The organism is Shewanella psychrophila (assembly GCF_002005305.1).
Classification (GTDB): Bacteria; Pseudomonadota; Gammaproteobacteria; order Enterobacterales; family Shewanellaceae; genus Shewanella; species Shewanella psychrophila.
In genome coordinates this window covers 2,837,495-2,854,701 of the sequence record NZ_CP014782.1, presented here as the reverse complement: position 1 = coordinate 2,854,701, position 17,207 = coordinate 2,837,495, and the positions used below count along the sequence as shown (strand labels likewise).

General features: G+C 39.8%; 20 protein-coding genes. All 20 read left to right on the top strand.

The genetic code is table 11. The annotated features are described in order from the left end of the window. Window positions 1–4: 4 nt before the first annotated feature. The 20 genes from sps_RS12290 to sps_RS12195 all read left to right on the top strand — a co-directional run bounded on the left by sps_RS12290 (window position 5) and on the right by sps_RS12195 (window position 17,187). A complete protein-coding gene (locus tag sps_RS12290; RefSeq protein WP_077752796.1) occupies window positions 5–574 on the top strand; it encodes a hypothetical protein in 570 nt (189 codons plus the stop codon). Further along, entirely contained in the window at window positions 575–874 is a 300-nt protein-coding gene (locus sps_RS12285) for a hypothetical protein (protein WP_077752795.1), read from the top strand. A gap of 1 nt (window position 875) precedes the next feature. After that, entirely contained in the window at window positions 876–3,083 is a 2,208-nt protein-coding gene (locus sps_RS12280) for a hypothetical protein (RefSeq protein WP_077752794.1), read from the top strand. Between the two features lie 134 nt (window positions 3,084–3,217). After that, window positions 3,218–3,814: a hypothetical protein gene (locus sps_RS12275; RefSeq protein ID WP_077755663.1), complete on the top strand. Its 597-nt coding sequence runs from the start codon at window positions 3,218–3,220 to the stop codon at window positions 3,812–3,814. Continuing rightward, the gene (locus sps_RS12270; RefSeq protein WP_077752793.1) at window positions 3,811–5,694 is read left to right on the top strand and encodes an FHIPEP family type III secretion protein; all 1,884 of its coding nucleotides are present in this window, start codon (window positions 3,811–3,813) and stop codon (window positions 5,692–5,694) included. The genes sps_RS12275 and sps_RS12270 overlap by 4 nt, the downstream gene beginning before the upstream one ends. Window positions 5,695–5,698: 4 nt before the next feature. Further along, on the top strand, window positions 5,699–6,745 hold the full coding sequence (locus tag sps_RS12265) for an EscU/YscU/HrcU family type III secretion system export apparatus switch protein (protein ID WP_077752792.1): 1,047 nt from the start codon (window positions 5,699–5,701) through the stop codon (window positions 6,743–6,745). 25 nt (window positions 6,746–6,770) lie between these two features. Then, complete coding sequence (locus tag sps_RS12260; RefSeq protein ID WP_237158062.1) at window positions 6,771–7,487, top strand: OmpA family protein; 717 nt, start codon at window positions 6,771–6,773, stop codon at window positions 7,485–7,487. Continuing rightward, on the top strand, window positions 7,477–7,872 hold the full coding sequence (locus tag sps_RS12255) for a hypothetical protein (protein WP_227992735.1): 396 nt from the start codon (window positions 7,477–7,479) through the stop codon (window positions 7,870–7,872). Before sps_RS12260 ends, sps_RS12255 begins: the two co-directional genes overlap by 11 nt. Next, window positions 7,859–8,863 (top strand): hypothetical protein, encoded by a 1,005-nt coding sequence (locus tag sps_RS12250; RefSeq protein WP_077752791.1) that lies wholly within the window; start codon window positions 7,859–7,861, stop codon window positions 8,861–8,863. The genes sps_RS12255 and sps_RS12250 overlap by 14 nt, the downstream gene beginning before the upstream one ends. A 14-nt stretch (window positions 8,864–8,877) precedes the next feature. After that, window positions 8,878–9,525, top strand: coding sequence for a hypothetical protein (locus sps_RS12245; RefSeq protein WP_077752790.1), 648 nt, complete (start codon window positions 8,878–8,880; stop codon window positions 9,523–9,525). 3 nt (window positions 9,526–9,528) lie between these two features. After that, entirely contained in the window at window positions 9,529–9,741 is a 213-nt protein-coding gene (locus tag sps_RS12240; RefSeq protein ID WP_077752789.1) for a FliM/FliN family flagellar motor switch protein, read from the top strand. A 294-nt stretch (window positions 9,742–10,035) separates the two neighbouring features. After that, window positions 10,036–10,566, top strand: coding sequence for a winged helix-turn-helix domain-containing protein (locus sps_RS12235; protein ID WP_077752788.1), 531 nt, complete (start codon window positions 10,036–10,038; stop codon window positions 10,564–10,566). A 668-nt stretch (window positions 10,567–11,234) separates the two neighbouring features. Continuing rightward, window positions 11,235–11,510 (top strand): hypothetical protein, encoded by a 276-nt coding sequence (locus sps_RS12230; RefSeq protein ID WP_077752787.1) that lies wholly within the window; start codon window positions 11,235–11,237, stop codon window positions 11,508–11,510. A 60-nt stretch (window positions 11,511–11,570) separates the two neighbouring features. After that, window positions 11,571–12,266 (top strand): EscR/YscR/HrcR family type III secretion system export apparatus protein, encoded by a 696-nt coding sequence (locus sps_RS12225; RefSeq protein WP_077752786.1) that lies wholly within the window; start codon window positions 11,571–11,573, stop codon window positions 12,264–12,266. Window position 12,267: 1 nt separating this feature from the next. Then, on the top strand, window positions 12,268–12,951 hold the full coding sequence (locus sps_RS12220; RefSeq protein WP_077752785.1) for a type III secretion system apparatus protein VscT2: 684 nt from the start codon (window positions 12,268–12,270) through the stop codon (window positions 12,949–12,951). Next, window positions 12,944–13,234, top strand: coding sequence for a hypothetical protein (locus tag sps_RS12215; RefSeq protein WP_077752784.1), 291 nt, complete (start codon window positions 12,944–12,946; stop codon window positions 13,232–13,234). The genes sps_RS12220 and sps_RS12215 overlap by 8 nt, the downstream gene beginning before the upstream one ends. Further along, window positions 13,224–14,690, top strand: a complete 1,467-nt coding sequence (locus sps_RS12210) for a secretin N-terminal domain-containing protein (RefSeq protein ID WP_077752783.1) — start codon at window positions 13,224–13,226, stop codon at window positions 14,688–14,690. Before sps_RS12215 ends, sps_RS12210 begins: the two co-directional genes overlap by 11 nt. 2 nt (window positions 14,691–14,692) lie before the next feature. Next, the gene (vscN2, locus tag sps_RS12205) at window positions 14,693–15,955 is read left to right on the top strand and encodes a type III secretion system ATPase VscN2 (protein WP_077752782.1); all 1,263 of its coding nucleotides are present in this window, start codon (window positions 14,693–14,695) and stop codon (window positions 15,953–15,955) included. Next, window positions 15,909–16,307 carry a hypothetical protein gene (locus tag sps_RS12200; protein WP_179948398.1) on the top strand — a complete coding sequence of 133 codons (399 nt, stop codon included), beginning with the start codon at window positions 15,909–15,911 and terminating at the stop codon, window positions 16,305–16,307. Before vscN2 ends, sps_RS12200 begins: the two co-directional genes overlap by 47 nt. Continuing rightward, window positions 16,297–17,187, top strand: coding sequence for a hypothetical protein (locus sps_RS12195; RefSeq protein ID WP_077752780.1), 891 nt, complete (start codon window positions 16,297–16,299; stop codon window positions 17,185–17,187). The genes sps_RS12200 and sps_RS12195 overlap by 11 nt, the downstream gene beginning before the upstream one ends. Window positions 17,188–17,207: the final 20 nt, after the last annotated feature.

Sequence of the window (17,207 nt, the reverse complement as noted above, 5' to 3'; positions counted from 1 at the left end):
AACCATGAATAAACAGAGCATTATCTTTATTCCAAGATATGAGATTAGCGAGGAAATGAAGCTGATTATCAATGGATTGGCCGGGCAGTATTTTAATAATCAGGTTATTTCTATCGAAATGGGGGCTGTGCAATACAGGTCAAGTCGGCAGCAAGATTTCATCCAGTTAAGTTTAAGTCATTTGGGGGTTGAAGCTGAAGTTTATGTTCCCTTGGCTGAAGCTGAAAGATTGTTAGGTTTGAAAATAAAGCACCTTGATCATGATTACCTTTCATATGTGATAACTCAAGCGTTGGGTCAGTATGGCGTTGAGTTAAAGCAGTACCTTGATATGAACAAACAGGATCAACCTTTGTTGATAGCCTGCCAGATCCTTATGGGAGGGATTAGTGTAGCGGCCTTTTTGAAAATGGAGACATTAGAAATTGATTTCGATAGTTTACAGGCTCGTTCAACTTTATTGCCGCAAACCTTGGCATTGACATCGACTATTACCCCCTTCGAAACCATGCTTAGCCTTGATGAAATAAGAGGCTTGAGTGCAGATGAACTTGTTTTGGTTTTTCCAAAGTAGATGAAGTCCATATCATTAGATGGTGTTGAACGATTTCTGCAACGGCTTGAACAAAACGAAAAGGTTATTTTCAGAGACTACCCGGATCATCTGTTACTTCCTATTGTGCCTTTTTTTCAGCTAGTCCACCTCGGCAATTTAGAAACGGTAATAGAGATGATTTTACAGTTTGAAATTATGACAAAAGGCATGTTTATTCGCGTCGATGGATTTCTCACGTTCACTATTGTAGAGCAAGACTATTTAGAAGATGAAGTTAGGCACTTCGCCATTAATTTATTTGAAAATATGAGGTTTTAATATGGTATCTACTCCTGGATTAACTCGAAGTGTCTCCCTCCCCAGCCAATCGAGTTTAGGTAATGAAACTCCCCGAGGCAAGCTGACTCGGTCAGCTTCTTTGTTGGAGGCAACTACTCCAATATTAGGAGCTGTAGAACCACAATCTCCGGATGGGATAACCTCTGTTCCGACTATCTTAGGAACAGGAGGAACTGAATCAAGACAGAGTAAAAAAAGCAGTAAAAAATCCAATAGAGTAAGCAACGATAAGAAGGCAAAGGTTCACTTAGCGTCTATTGCCGGAGCGGTTACTCTTGGTGCCGTATTAGCCCCTTTTACTGGTGGGCTTAGCTTATTACCTACAGTATTTGTAATCATGTATGGCAATGCATCAGCGATAACTATGTATGGAGGCTCTGAGTTTGTTGTAGGGGATAAAGAAAAGAAAAAATCAGAGTCAGAGTCACCTAAACATGAAGATAAGCCAGTTTTGCCACCCAAACATTTATTTAATGCACCTGCGCCGACTGAACCAACACATGAATCGGAAGATGTGACTGATGTGACTGATGTAGGGGGGAGAGGAAATACATTTAATCATTGTTTTAATACCAACAATTATAACAGTTGGTATATCTTTCTAGACGATCAAGGTGGCGGACTCGCGAACTCTGAAACAGAGGACATGGTGAATACTCCAGCTGAGTCGAGGGCTGATGAAGGGACGCAAACAACCAATGTTTCATTGATTGATCGTGCGAGTAACTCTTTTACCGATATAAATCAGGTGAAGGTTGATAAGACGTTGCCACATGTCAGTGAAAAGCGATTGGAGGATCTGAGGTTAAAGCATCAAAACTCTTCCGATCCTAACTTAGCCGGTTTGTCTCATTTTCTTCGTGAAGGAGGGGGGACCGCTGATGTACAAATGGTGGATATCGTTGGAAGAGATGGTGTCACTGCTTATGCTTTGATCTCGACAGAGACGCAAGCTGCCAAGGGTGTGACTGATACTGTAGCAACAGGTGTTCCGACAGAGACCCAAGCAGCTAAAGTTTATACTGGAAAAAAATGGAAAGTGCCGATACCTGTATCTGTTAGCCTGACTAATGGCGCACAAGCGGGCAGTAATTACAGTCCCGGGCCAAGATATAACCTTGACAGTACTCACAAGAGAAAAGGCAGCAATACGGAGCAGGCCATCGGTAATCAGGTTGAGACTGATACAGTAGTAACAGGTGTTCCGACAGAGACCCAAGCAATTAAAGTTTATACTGGGAAAAAATGGAAAGTGCCGATACCTGCATCTGTTAGCCTGACTAATGGTGCACAAACAGGCAGTAATTACAGTCCCGGGCCAAGATATAACCTTGACAGTACTCACAAGAGAAAAGGCAGCAATACGGAGCAGGCCATCGGCAGTCAGATTGAGACTGATACTGTAGCAACAGTTGCTCCGACTGAGACTCAAGCTGCCAAGATTCAGACTGACATAAAACGGGGTGGGCCGATACCTGCTCCCGTTAGCCTGACTAATGGGGCACAAATGGGGAGTAATTACAGTCAAGGGCTAAGATATAATATTGGCAGTATGACTACGCATATGGGCGGACAAACTAATGTCGGCAATAGGGGGGCGACTAGACAGGTACAGACTGGTGAGCAGAGGAAGGTGACGCCAGACAATACTACTAAAAATGACATAACATCTGATAGTGGGCTCGCTGAAGGGAAGAATAAAGTCGACTTGGATAAAATAGGGTCTAGGTTTATAGGGAAGAATGGTGGGCATATTCAGTATAAAGTACCTAAGTTCCTAGATCGTCCCGAAGCAGGAACATTTATGGGCTCATGGCGACCTATACCAGAATGGCTTAGAGGAAAAACAGATTCGTTTGAATTTAAGGAGTGGCGGAAAAACGATCTTAACGCGTATCTGCAAAGTTTGAATACGAAGGTGCTATTGAGCCAAGGGGCGGTGAGCATGCGTGGTCAGAATTACTTGGTTGGTCCAATGAATAATGTCAGGGAGAGGGTAAAGGAACGTCTCCAGATTATACCTAAACATCGCCTGCCAAATTATAAGGAAATGGCAGGATTGGATTTCAAAACTAATAGTCATTTAAACAAACTAGCAAGGGATAATGGAAGTTTAATAATGTACGTCCCTCCAGTAAAAATAGATAACTTGGTTTCACTATCTTTTTCTTCATCATCCAGTCAGTAAGCCATTCAGTAAAAGATTCATAAATCATTGAAAAAAGACTAAATCATAAGAGTTCAGGTTTAGTCTTTTTTTTTCTTTTGTTGTGCCGTTTCAGGATTGAGTATGATTATTTCGAAACCAGAATGAGGTATGCCTTGTACATAGAAATTAATTCAGACCAGAGAACTATCCCACAGATTCTATTTAAGAAAGAGCGGCATTCAAATGTGATAAAGAAGTCTGATGTCCTCATTTACACCGAGGCTAAATCCTTGCTTTCGGCTTTGGAAGAGAGGGTTGAGCAATATCAACAGCTAGTTGAAGAACAAGTTGTGCATCTTATTGAAGAGAAGGAGCAAGCGCTCAACCTTCATGTGGCTGATTTGCATAATGAGATGGAAGATAAATTAATGGTCAATCAGGCTCTTTGGTTTGAAAAGGCAAATCAACAGCTCACTGAACTTGTTGCAGCGCAATACCATAGCTTAAATACGTTAAAAGATGAGTTGAAAAGTACGATAGCTACTAAGGTCAAATCACGCCTACCCTCACTTAGCTTAAATGAGGCAGTGATAGGTCATCTTATCGATTTACTCCATAAAGCAATAGATGACGAAGATAACACTTTGTCTGTTGAGCAAGTGTTTGAAAATGGGGGAGTCGTGCTAACGATTGAAAGTGAGGATAACCTGGTCAGCATAGATACTCTATCTATCGTCGAAGAGCTAGGTCGTAGTTTGGACAGCATATGATTAAGTATTTTCGTCGTAATCTGTTCATGTTTAATCCTAGCAGTATCATCATCGCACTTATGCTGCCAACGATTATTCTATTCACTCTACCAGGGGGGCTAATTGATATTTTTATATTAATTAGCTTTACTAGCTCGGTGTTGCTTTTAGTTATCATGTTAGAGAATGATCAGCCCCTTAAGGTGACATTCTTGCCAACGGTAGTCTTGCTGTTGACGACGTTCCGATTATTACTTTCTATTGCTACAACGCGAAATATCATTGCTAACGAGGATGTTGGTGACGTCATTGAGACTGTGGGTGAGTTCGTGATGGGTGGCAATCTTATTTCAGGCTTGTTGATCTTCATTATCATCACTATTGTTCAGTTTTTAGTTGTGACAAAAGGTGGTGAAAGGGTAGCGGAAGTGGGCGCTCGATTTTCTCTTGACGCCTTGCCTGGCAAGCAAATGAGTATAGATGGCGATCTGAAAAGCGGTTTGATAACAGGTGATCAGGCACAGAAAATGCGTGCAGACCTCAATACCGAGAATAAACTTTTTGGTTCACTCGATGGGGCGATGAAGTTTGTAAAAGGCGACTCTATAGCCGGTATTTTAATTAGTTTAGTAAATCTTTTTGGCGGTATTTATGTTGGGGTCAATCAGTTTGATCTCACTTTATCTGAGAGTATTAATCGTTTTTCCGTACTGACAATAGGCGATGGTTTGGTATCACAAATACCAAGTTTACTGCTTTCAATCGCTTGTGGCGTTTACTTAACACGCATCAAAGGAGAGGAGGATTCTGGCTCATTTATGGGACAGATGGCAAAGCAGGTTAGCAGCTTTTGGAAAAGCCTCTTGGTTATTGGTTGTTTTATATTCGTACTCGGTTTAGCCCGTCCTAGCCTATTGTTTGTGTGCGTGATTCTGTTTCTTATGTGTGCACTGATAGCATGTCTACTTTGGCGAATACACGGCCAGCCAAAGAAAGTGACGAGTACAGTGGCTGCAGGAAGTGGCCTTTATGAGTCCTTGAAAATGGTGTTACGAGAGCCTCAGCATCAAACCTTAGTTGATACTAGTCTTCATCGTATTGAGCAAACACTTTGGGGCCAAGCGTTAGGGACGCCTTCAATAATCATAGAGAGGGATCTGGAGTGTGACATTGAAGTGTATATCTCAGGTATTTGCATCTACTCCTTTTCTCAGGAAAGCTCTTTAGAATTGATCGAAGTACTAGGAGACGAAGTCTTTATTAGTGATGCGTCGACTCAAAGTATTGCCACAATAGTGGAATACTTTTTAAATAAGTGCCTTATTGAAAAGTATAACCTCCAATACACCAGCAATATTATTGACGGACTTGCGAGCCAAAGTGAAGTAATGAAGAACGAGATAGATGCTGCGCTCGGTTTGAATCGTGTACATGATGTCATTAAAGAGATGATACGTGCCAGAGAGTTTTATCTTGATAGAGTGACATTCTTTGAGGCTCTGATCTATTGGTCTCGAATAGATAACGAACCTAAAAACTGGCTGAATCGCATCAGGAACCAAGCTCGCTACGAGATCACATCACGATTGATGAACTGCGATGGACAAATTTATGTTGCACTGCTCACCCCTGAATTAACGGAGTGTATCGAAACTTTTGTGATGGGGGAAAATGAGGATTTGGATCGTTTGATTGAGTTGCAATCTTCATTGCGTAAGGAAATTATACGTATGACGACTCAGTACGGCTGTAAGCCAACTCTAGTGGTGAATGATACTGAAATTAATTCTGTTAAATCATTCTTTCAGCAAGTGGTGTCGACGATTTCTGTTTGTAGCCATGGTGATATAGCTGAACCGAGCTGTGTCGTTAGCTCTGAGCCACTGCAGGTTGTGATGTAATACTATGTCAAATGAATCTACTGAACCTAAAAAGTATCCACCGACAGAGAAGAAGCTCAAAGATTTAATGAAAAAGGGTCAGTTTCCTAAAACTGAATTGGCCGAGCCTACGATGGAATTAGTGGTATTTACAGTGGTATTTATCGGTGCAATTTATCTGGTGTTTCAATCGGCCAATGATTGGTTAGAGGTGATGTTATATGCCGATATATCAACTGGTTTTGGGATTCTTTATTCGGTTATTGCTTGGGGGATCTTCATCTTGTTTATGGTTAAGCTCATTATGGCGGCTATCAGTTGGGTCTTGATTAATAAAACTGTATTCAGTACTGAGTCTTTGGGCCTTAAAATGGAAAAAATAAGCCCAGTGACGGGGGCTAAAAATATTTTTGGGATTGAGGCTATATCCCGCTCTTTGCGTAAGGTCCTCGAACTAATCTTTTTATTGTTTCTCTTGAAGTATGTATCGGATGTCGGGGGGAGCGAGTTAAATACCTTGGCGCAAGTCAATAACACCTCCTATTTCATTTACAACTTAATGTTATATATCGGGCTGGTTTCAATGCTTTTTTTTGTGTACGGAGTCAGTCTTGGATGTATAGATTTGATGGTTGAGCGTTATCACTTTAACCGCAAAAATAGAATGACATTTACGGAAATGAAAAATGAGATGAAAGAAACCGAAGGTTCACCGGAAATGAAGTCGGAGCGAAAGCGGCAAATGCGTGAGGTCATGGACACTCCTATAACAAAAGGACGTAGTCCAACCTTTGCGATTGCGAATCCGACGCATATTTTGGTGCCAATTTGTTATGACCGTTTGATAGATAAAGTCCCTGTGGTGTTACAGATTAGTACGGAATCACTTGCACTGGAAGAGCGACGAAGATTGGAGGGGCTTAATATTCCGATTTTGGAGCATAAGGGACTTGCAAGGGCGTTTTATAAGAGCATGCGAACAGGAGAAGACTTTATACCTAAAGCATTTTATCGTGATATCGCATTTATTCTATTGGAATTGAATAGGCATAAAGATGCAAAGACTGTTTAAAGCAGGGCTGATTGTAGGAGTGTTTATGGGACTAGTTTCTTGTGCTCAGGATGTCCGAGAGGACTCAATAGTTTGGGATCATGAATGGAAGCAGGATATATATAATTTACTTTTCACCAATATCGATGATATTGACCATGTGCGTTATTGGGTGAAAAGGGAGCCTGAATATGTTGATGGTTCGCCACATCAGAATGCGTGTATTGAAGTAGCTGTACCGGCTATATCAAGTAAGTACTATCTTGCGAATATTAACACCTACGCTTTTAACGAAGTAAAAAGTTGCCAAGGTGACTATTGGCTCCACTCAAATTTAGTCAGTGCGACGACAGAAAAGGCATTTTCCGCAGAGCTGTGGAAATCAGATTCTGGAGTCTTGATCCACCACACTAATCAGGATCATGTACGTTTGGTGTTTCAGAGTTTATTTTTGGTCAATGAATCTGTGCTCACACCAGAAGGAAAGAATATCTTAATTCGCATGATTGAGGAGCTACGGGGTCAGCCAGTGGAAAGCCTACGGGTTTATGGTGTTGCTGATTCGTCAGGCTCTTATTCCAGTAATCGTCGTTTGGCTAATGCACGAGCCAATAGCGTTAAATACTATTTACAAACGGAAGGTATGGGAGATACCCCCATTATGTTACGAGGCAGTGTTGAAAATGGATTGCCAACAGCTACTCAGCGGATATCGCAGCGCCGATTTATTATTGAGATGAAGTTTAATTACGATGAAAAATAAAAAATTTACTCTGTTGATGATGGAGTTTACTCAGTTAGTACAAGGTTCGTCGCTATTGTTAGATGAAAACCATGCGCTCCTTTGTGATTTCGATGAGATGAGTTGTCGTATTGAGGATGGTGTTCGCGTGGGACTCAATGACTCCATTTTAATCATGATCTCGATGGGAGGGGGGCCATTTCAATCGGAAGTAGCGCTAAGAATAAATGCTGATTTCTCACTTAGTTCTGATGGTTATATTGCCCAGTTTCAGTCAGAAGAATATTTCTTTGTTCGTGGTATACCTCTGCCGGAACACCCGCAGGCGTTATTAAAAACTTTAAGTAACACTCTGGATATTGCGAAAACATTGAAACAAGAGCTGAGCTTACATGTGGCTAATTGAGTTTGTTGATGGGCATTTACATGGAGTTACCTTGCCTATAGAACCCAAATTAGTGATTACCGGAGCTAGTGAAAGTGATAAGCCTGACACGCTTTGTATTCCAGAGACAGTCCCTGCCAATACGCATTGGGAGCTTTCAAATGACGGAACTGACATTGTAATAAAAGGGGTTAAAAAGGGAGATAAATCGAAGAAACTTAGGCAGGGGCATGTCTATCGCCTACGAGGTGTTGCTTTTTTTGTCTACCTCGAAGGCAATCGTGCTCCTAAATTGATGAGCTATAGTGCTAAAAAATATCGTGCAGTCATTCTATTTACCTTAATACTTAATATTGGTTTAGGCGTAGGGATGTTTATAGCATTTAAAGTTAATCAACAAACTCAGATTGCGGAATACTTTACCCAGCTTAATGGCAGTTATATTAAAAATGGCAAAATGAAAGTATTAGACTCATCTGTACTTAATCTTTTGCCTCAGGCTTGGCAGGTCAATGCTGAAGTTGTGGATAAGACGAATTTTCAAGCTCTCACCCAATTGGTGGTGGAAGTCGTGTCAAGTTACTCAAAAAAAACTGTTCCGATAAAGGTGATAGAAAAATCTGGACGTGATCAAATTCAAGTTGAAACATTTGAATCTGATAACAGAGTCATGGCCGTTTTTGGTGAGAATGGATTGTCGTTTATTAAGCTTGATAATACCTGGTTTGTTAATAATAGGGCCAAAGCGGTGTTTTTACTAAAAGAGAACGGCCTGAAGGACGTCATCGCGCATATTGCAGCGCGAAACGATAGTTCCCAAGTGATAGACAGTGCCAATTTCCCATATTCGATTTTCTACTCGTCGGGAGCTGGACGTTATTTGTATGACGATAAATATCGATATTGGGTTGGAAGTAGCGTGCCAGGTCTAGGATTGATTCAATCTATTTCACGTGATAAAGCCATTTTTAAAGACGGTGATAAACTCCGAGTTTTTTTTATTCAACCATAACAGGAACAATTCTAATGTCAGAAATTCAAGTAACACCAATGCCTGCTTTTATGCCCATACAGGGAGCAGAGACAAAGATGCTAGATCAAGCGTTAAGCCAAAGTCCTATCGCAGCCAAAGCTATAAAATCACAGGGTACAGATACAACTTCATTATATTTGTTTTCATCAGGAAGCAGGGACCCTCTTGCGCTGATTGATAGTATCTTATCCAAATATATTACCGATCAAACAAAACTTGCTGAGACTAAGGCTGATGCTATTTCTAAAAAATCTGAGGCAATTGCAGAAATTAACAGACTTTGGGGGTTGATAATGAGTGACAGACTGCCAAACACTAAGCCTGGCGATAACAAAACAACTTCATTGAATGGAGGCAAGGCCAGTGATTATTTATTGGAAATAGATGTAATAATTAAGCAGCAGCTTGGTAATAGCGAAGGCATTAAAGAGATTGTTGGTTCTGGTGGTATGAGCCAGAATGTTACTTATGATCAGCTTCAATCAATGAATGCGACCATGACAGCTTATTGCGACACGATCCAGGTGGATTTGGATACAGAACAACAAGAGTTTAAAAACGTGATGACTGAAATCACCTCGGCCCAAGAAGAGATCCGTGATGTTCGTCGTTCTATTATCTCGATTTCTCAAGGAGGGTAATTGATGCGTATTGCGATAGATGTTGTTATTGCTAACTGCACTATGACCTTGGATGAGCTTAATCGACTGCAACATAGTCAACTTAAACCTGTCAACGATTTCGTTCAATCTGAAGTTTTACTTAAAAGCGGTAATGAGTTGATTGCTACCGGGATTCTAGTCAAAGTGGATGAGCAGTTTTATGTTTCCATCGATCAAGTTAATACACTTGAATAGTGAATGCGCAGATATGATTGTTGTTAACTTGTGTTTTTGGTGGTCATGTGAATCATTTGTACGCTTGGCGTGGTTTGTAGTTTCTACCATTTGATATTTTAGATTATTTTTACGACTTTAATATTACTTTGACTGAAAAATATTCTTTTTTAGATTATTTTTATGACTTTAATATTGCTTTGACTGAAAAATATTCTTTTTTAGATTGTTTTTACGACTTTAATATTACTTTTACTGAAAAAAACTTCATTATTCGGTTTGAGGAATATAAGTAATAACTTTAGGGAATAAGATATGACAAGAAATTACGCATTAGGAAACCAGATGATTTTCGATGTGCTTAAAAGGCAAATTAGTGCGGGTAAACAAATCATTAACATCGGTGGGCGAGAGGCAGCAATACTTAAATTGCTATGCGACAAAGAAAACCGAGTGATCAGTAAAGATGAAATCAATGACAAGGTGTGGGGTAAAGTGTTTGTCAATGAAACTTCCTTAACTAAAGCGATTTCAAACTTGCGTCGATCACTTGCTCAGTTCGACAGTTTGGCTTGTGAGATCAAAACGATCCCTAAAGAAGGCTATATGTTAATACTTGATGAAGGGCTTACCGGTATTTCTATAGCGGAAGAGCCTCTTGTGCTTGAAGTAAAAAATGTGATGAAGAGTAACAAGTTACATTTCAATACTCCCATGCAAGCACCACCTTCTATACACACCGTTGGAATACAGCGTACTGAACTCATGGTTATGATTTTATTGTGCTTTTTCTCTGCTTTGTTCGCAGCCATGTTAACTACTGGAGTTACTATGATTTTACGTTAAAAATCTTATCTAGTTAATCATATCTGAGTTTTTCTATCTGTGACCTACATCCAATTTAGAAGATGTATTAGATTATTTCACTTTACGAATTTAGCCGCTCACGCAAGATTTAGCGTCACTTATCAAGGCGTATAAGTTCTGTTACTTATTGAACATTGGCCGCAAAAAATAGAGGGGATGGACCCCCTCAGACATTATGCAGATAAAGAATATATTGGTTACCACGAAGTAATACCTTCAGTGTTAATTATGGATCTTCGTTCGACGCCTGTTAGTGTCGATTCCATTTCTCTCTTTTATCTATTACCACTTCCTTTGGCATGCTGTTACAGCTCTCTTACTTAGGTATTTTCTTTTCAAAGGCCTGGTATGGCGTGGTTTTAAGATTTTATTTGGCTTTGTGGTTGGGATATTAGTGTATTGGTCTGATGATAAATATTATTAAATGTAGCTGTATTGTTTTTAACCTCTTTTTATTTATTTATCATCATTCTGATTAGATTTCGATGCTGTTACGCAACCTTTGCAACATAGTGTAAACACTGTCGGGGTAGTTGTAACCCTTTGTATCTTATCGTATTTTATCATAATTTTTCACTGGTTCCCTGTAAGCCATCTCATTATATTTGTGGTTCTAAATGTCTATAAATACAAGAAAGGAGCTTTAAATGTCTGAATTATCTACAGGTTACATTAGTGGGGTTTTTGGTGGATTAGTCAATAATGCGGATGACGCTGTCAGCACCTTTATCACAGACCACACTGGTTCAACGGATGCTGATGGTAATTTCATCCCAAATAAAGATGGTACTCTTATTTTAAGTGCATCAGATTCTCTCTCATTACAACAGTTAATGGCGGATCAAAGTATTACTGCTCAAACGTCAACGTCGACTTTAAAATCGATTAAAGACTCAATTTCTGCGGCAGCTCGAAATATATAATTTTTGTTAAGGAGGTTTTAATTAATCTCCTTATGAAGCTGTTTATAGAGAGTGTCATTGATGTTGCAACTATTGAACCCGGATAACGCATTTTCAGGAGCTAATTTAATACTGCTCTTGACTCTGGTCTTGTTATCAACGGTCTTTTTCATCTGTTTTTCCGGCTATGTTAAGTACAATATTGTACTTAACATAATTAAAAATGCGGTAGGTACGCAGCAAATTCCACCCACAATAGTTGTTAATTTGCTGGCTGCCTTAATGGCACTTAATAGTATTTGGCCGGATATAAAACCGGGGTTAGAGCGAATAAAACCCTATTTCAGCGAGACGGTGGAAACATCTGGTGTACTAGGCGATATGCAGATGCCGCCTATGTTGCTAGAAAGAAAATCAGAAAATATTACGATGTATTATTTGATCAGTAATGTGTTTGAATTCTTCCCTGAATTATTGGCTCGGGCGGAACGTAAAACTGATGAATTAACTAGCATTATGGATATACCGATTAATTTTGACTCTGATAATGATACGTTAAAATTTTTTCTAGGTAATCTGATCTTAGATTTATATCAAGGGTTTGAGTTTGGTCTTAAGTTGTACATGATATTTGTCAGTATAGATTTTTTAATCGCCGTGATTCTGAGTGGTGTTGGTATGACCATGTTATCGCCGACTGTAATATCTACACCTGTAAAACTCGCTGTGTTTTATTTCTCTGATAGTTGGACTATTTTATTTAAGGCACTGCAGTGATATGGACTCGCTTCTTTTCCCTAATTGGCTGCTATTTGCAGGATTGTTTTTATTCTTAAAAATTTATAATCCAACACGTCTATATTTGGATAATTCAACATCACTTGCCATCGCTATTGCTCTTGCAATTGGACTTGAACTCAGTGATTTAGGTGAAGTACCCACACTCATATGGGTATTAAGCGTCATTATCTTTGCTATGTTTTCATCGGTGCCTTATTGGCTCAGCGGTATGGTTGGTAGTGTCATACAGCAGCTTTTGTTGCTTAACGAACAATCTGTGCAGGATAAACGTTTTACCGATGAATCAGAAGCCTTATCTAAGATTAGCTCTTTGGTTTTTTTAATGTATGCCGTGGATTCAGGCGTTGTGTTTAGACCGCTACTATCGGTGATTCTGGAGAATGTAGACCAAGTCAGTAATGTGGGTTTTGACACCTTGTATTTTTACATCACGGACAGTTTAGTAATGATGGCTATCGTCACGGGGAAATACATTATTTTAATGCTGTGCATTACGATCTGTTGTGGATATGTGGATCTTTTCTTTAAAAAGGCTTCTTTATCCGTTAGCACAACAGCGGATATTAAAGCCATGGCTGTGATCATTATTCTCAATTTATGGTTTTTACAAGATCAATTCTATGTGTTCACACAACTAATGAAAAAGGCAGGATATGAATAACGTTAATTTTACCAATTCAGTGTTTAGTAGCCAGCAGGTCAATTTATCTTCTGAAAAAGAGGTTACAGACTTTGAGTTCGAACTTAAAACTGCTGCGAGCAAAGTACAATTAAATAGAAATATGACCGATAACTCAATTCAGATTCACGATTCCAAAGCTACTACTGATGTCACGGAGGATGAGATAGTAGAAATGATTGTAGAGCAAACCATCATCAATGAAAGCATAAGACAGATGAAGGCAAATCAAGAGCGTATGGAGGACATTCTTGATGAAGCCTAGCATCTGGTTATTATTGTTTTTGTGTACCACTTTTACATGTCAGGCAAAGGTATTTATTAAACAATCTGATATCGATCTGAGAGGCGCATTGGGGGCTATTGCAAAAGATATGCAAGTTAAATTGGTCGATGAGCTCGAGGACAAGGCTGCCAAACAAGCTATCACCCAAACGTTGTCCGGCGAAGGCTTGGATTTGTTAGCTCAATTGTCAGAGGTCTACGACTTTGACTGGTATGTTTATGGCGGTTCTCTTACTGTGCACACTGGGCAAGCGTACATAAATTATGCATTTCAACCACGCAACATCTCATCTGCCAGTCTTATTAAAGAATTAAAAAGTACTTTTAGAACTGACGATACGACGAAAATTAAATTAGTTTCACGTGGTAACTCAATTTTATTTTCTGGTACCCGACAATTCGTCAATGATGCAGTTAGCTATTCGAATATGATCGACAAAAATGAATTTTTAGAAAATGGAAATAATTTGGAGTTGGCGAGAATCGAGTTTCATTATTTATCTGTTATCGATCGTGACATTAGCACCTATGATGGCAATGTGACCTTTCCGGGGGCTCAATCTTTAATATCGTCTGCAATAGAAAGAATTGGTCAGTTTGAAAATATTAGCGACGGTGAAATGGTGAAGCGTGCCTATAAGCTTAAGCTCAGTCAAAGTGATAAGCAGCAGCTTGAGGAGGATGAGTTAACCTCCAAAGTTCAATCGTTGCCAGGGAGTAATGCGCTGCTTATACGCGGTACTCCAGAAGAGGTTAAGTTAGCAAAACATATCGCCACTTTGATCGATATTAAACGTAAACAATTACTTTTTTCTCTTCATGTTTATGATGTTTCTGTAGAGCGTACTGAAGCATTAGGTGTTAATAGTTCCTGGCTTAACGGCAGTCGTGGAATTTACGATATCGTTGTTCCTCCATTTACTGATACGGTAGATTTTGTCAAAAACTTCCAAGCCTTGTATACCAATAATATGGCGAGGGGCGTGTATGAGACCAACTTACTGGTGTTAGAAAATCAGCAAGGCCACTTTGGGAAAAAAGAAACCGCGACGATTGTACTTATTTCTGATAAACAGGTTTCAACTCAGACTATTGAAGCTGAAAATGGCTTATATGTGACGGGACGTCTTCTACCATCGGGTAAAGTACAAGCAAAATTTAGCTATATAGAAGAGTCTCTTGATGGTGACGATACCGATGACGCCGGTACGACTCAGGCCCCGAAGGTTAACTCACAATCTTTGGCATCAGAAGTTTATATTGATCCTAACCAGACAGTTATTCTCGGTGGATTTGATAATACAGTGACTGAGACTACAGAAAGTGGTGTGCCTATTCTATCGAGTATTCCATGGTTAGGAGAATTGTTTAAGAGTAAGAAAGAAATTAAGCGTAAATACAAGCGCTATATCTCTGTGTCTTTTAAGGTTATTTAGGCATGCTCAAGAATTTTTTTAAGGTTAAAGAATCTTATCAAGATACGGTAATTTGTCATGTCAACGTGAATACCTTTGTGGGACAGGAATGTTTTATTAGTTCTGTCACTAATGAGCGTATTCGTGGTGAGGTGATGAAAATAACTGGTTTAAGAGTGGAAATAAAGCTCTTACAACCAGGTGCCATTCAGCGAGGCAGTAAAGTCGAAATTACATCCAAACGATTCTGCTTTCCACTGAATGAGACTGCCATCGTAGGAAAAGTGATCAATTGCTATGGAGAGTCACTATATGGTGATGACTACCTTAGTTTGGATGGTGATTACCTTGATTTGCCCATCATTGAGAAGCCGATTCCTCTAAATATTCGTGCACCAATTGACACTGTATTTCCTACTAAACTCAAAATAATTGACGGATTATTCACTATTGGTGTAGGTCAACGCCTAGGGTTGTTTGCTCCTGCGGGAGCAGGGAAAACCACTACCGTGTCTATTATGGCTAATAACATGGATGCGGATGTAGTGATTTTTGCCATGATTGGAGAGCGCGCTCGAGAAGTGGTTGAGTTTCTTGAGGGGGAAATAGGTCCTGAAGTTATTCAAAAATCTATCACTATTGTTTCCACTTCCGAGGCGAACCCGCTCGAGAAGGTGAGGTCAGGTCTGGTGGCGGTATCAATTGCCAGGCATTTTATGGATCAAGGGAAAAAAGTAGTCCTTTATTTCGACTCATTGACTCGTTTTGCCCGTGCCCAAGCCATGTTAGATGGCACCCCTATTCATGGCGGTATTCCTATCGGCGTTTCTTTGGCGCTATCACGCCTTGTTGAAAATTGTGGAAACTCTATCAATGGTTCCGTGACGGGGATTTTCACTGTCTTGATTGAAAAAGAGATAGATGAGGATCCAATTGCACATGAAGTTAAATCACTAATAGATGGTCACCTAGTGTATGCAACGACTATAGCATCTACTGGACGATATCCAGCTATCGATGTACTCAAAAGTAAAAGTCGACTTCAAAGTAAAGTTCAAAATTATCAATATGTTAGCATGTCGGAAAAGTTTAAGGATATGGTTTATCGTTATTTTAACGTAGAACTTTTAATTCGAGTTGGAGAGTATGAGAAAGGCAATGATCTCGCAACCGATGAAGCGATAGAGCTGTATCCGCGTATTATGGAATTTCTGAAACAAGGGTACGATGGGGTTGAATATGAAGAAACCCTCCAAAAGATGGCTGGAATTTCATCAACTTATTGAAATAATTGATATTAGAATCGGAAAGAAACAACGTGAATTAGTAAAATTAAAAAATAGGTTTCAAGGACTAATCGATTCAATTGATGAAAAGTGGGAGTTGATAACCCATGAACAGCAAAGGTTAAAAAGTCTAGTGGTTAAGGATGAATTTAACGGCCTATCTCGACTATTTCAACGCAGAGAGAGTGTGAAATCATGTATAGAATCCTTGTTCTTCGATGTGTCCGTTGCTCGGCAAAATGCAGATGAACTGGAACTTGAGATTGAACAAGTTGTAGTCGAAAAACGAAGGCTGGAAAAGAGAAAAGACGCATTAGGCGAGATTCAAGAGCAGCTAAGAGATGAAGAATAAGATGATAAAATTTGAAAAGCCAGCTTCCATTACTAAGAAATACAGTGCTAGTAATAATGAAAGTGAGTTTGAACAGCTGTTGAACATACCCGAACGCAAGCCTTCTTCTCATAATGCATCTTCAACGTACGAAGGTATAAAAAAGGCTACTGAAAATGATGAAGCGGACCATAAGGAGGGCTGTGAATATCTTGTTTCGATTACAATCTATTCTCCCCCTCTTCAGCATGAATTATTAAACAGTATATCTGGTATTAAAAATAAACCTGCATCAATTGCTTTAGTTGAACAGAGTGTTGATGGGCCTGCGCTTAATGCTAAGCAGCCATCAGCTTTGTTAGACAATGGTCGGATAAAACAGAATGCTGACAGCCCTGTTTCAGCCGATGCCAAAATGAATCACCTTGCTTCAATAGCGAGTAAATCGCTCTCTTCATTGATGGGGAGGCCTGAATTAAGTCTTAAGGTGCCACCAATCTCATTGGATAGTGTTTGCGATCGGCAAGCTGCTATTTCAAGTGACGTAAAAATGAATCAACTTGCTGCAATAGCGGGCAATTCGCGCTCGTCTGTGATGATGCCAGGGTCGGATATCAAAGTGCAATCGACTTCAGTGAATAATGTTCACGATCGGCAAGCTGCTATCTCAGGTGACGTAAAAATGAATCAACTTGCTGCAATAGCGGGCAATTCGCGCTCGTCTGTGATGATGCCAGGGTCGGATATCAAAGTGCAATCGACTTCAGTGAATAATGTTCACGATCGGCAAGCTGCTATCTCAGGTGACGTAAAAATGAATCAACTTGCTGCAATAGCGGGTAATTCGCACTCGTATGTGATGATGCCTGGGCCGAGTACCTCAATTCGCGCTCGTCTGTGATGATGCCAGGGTCGGATATC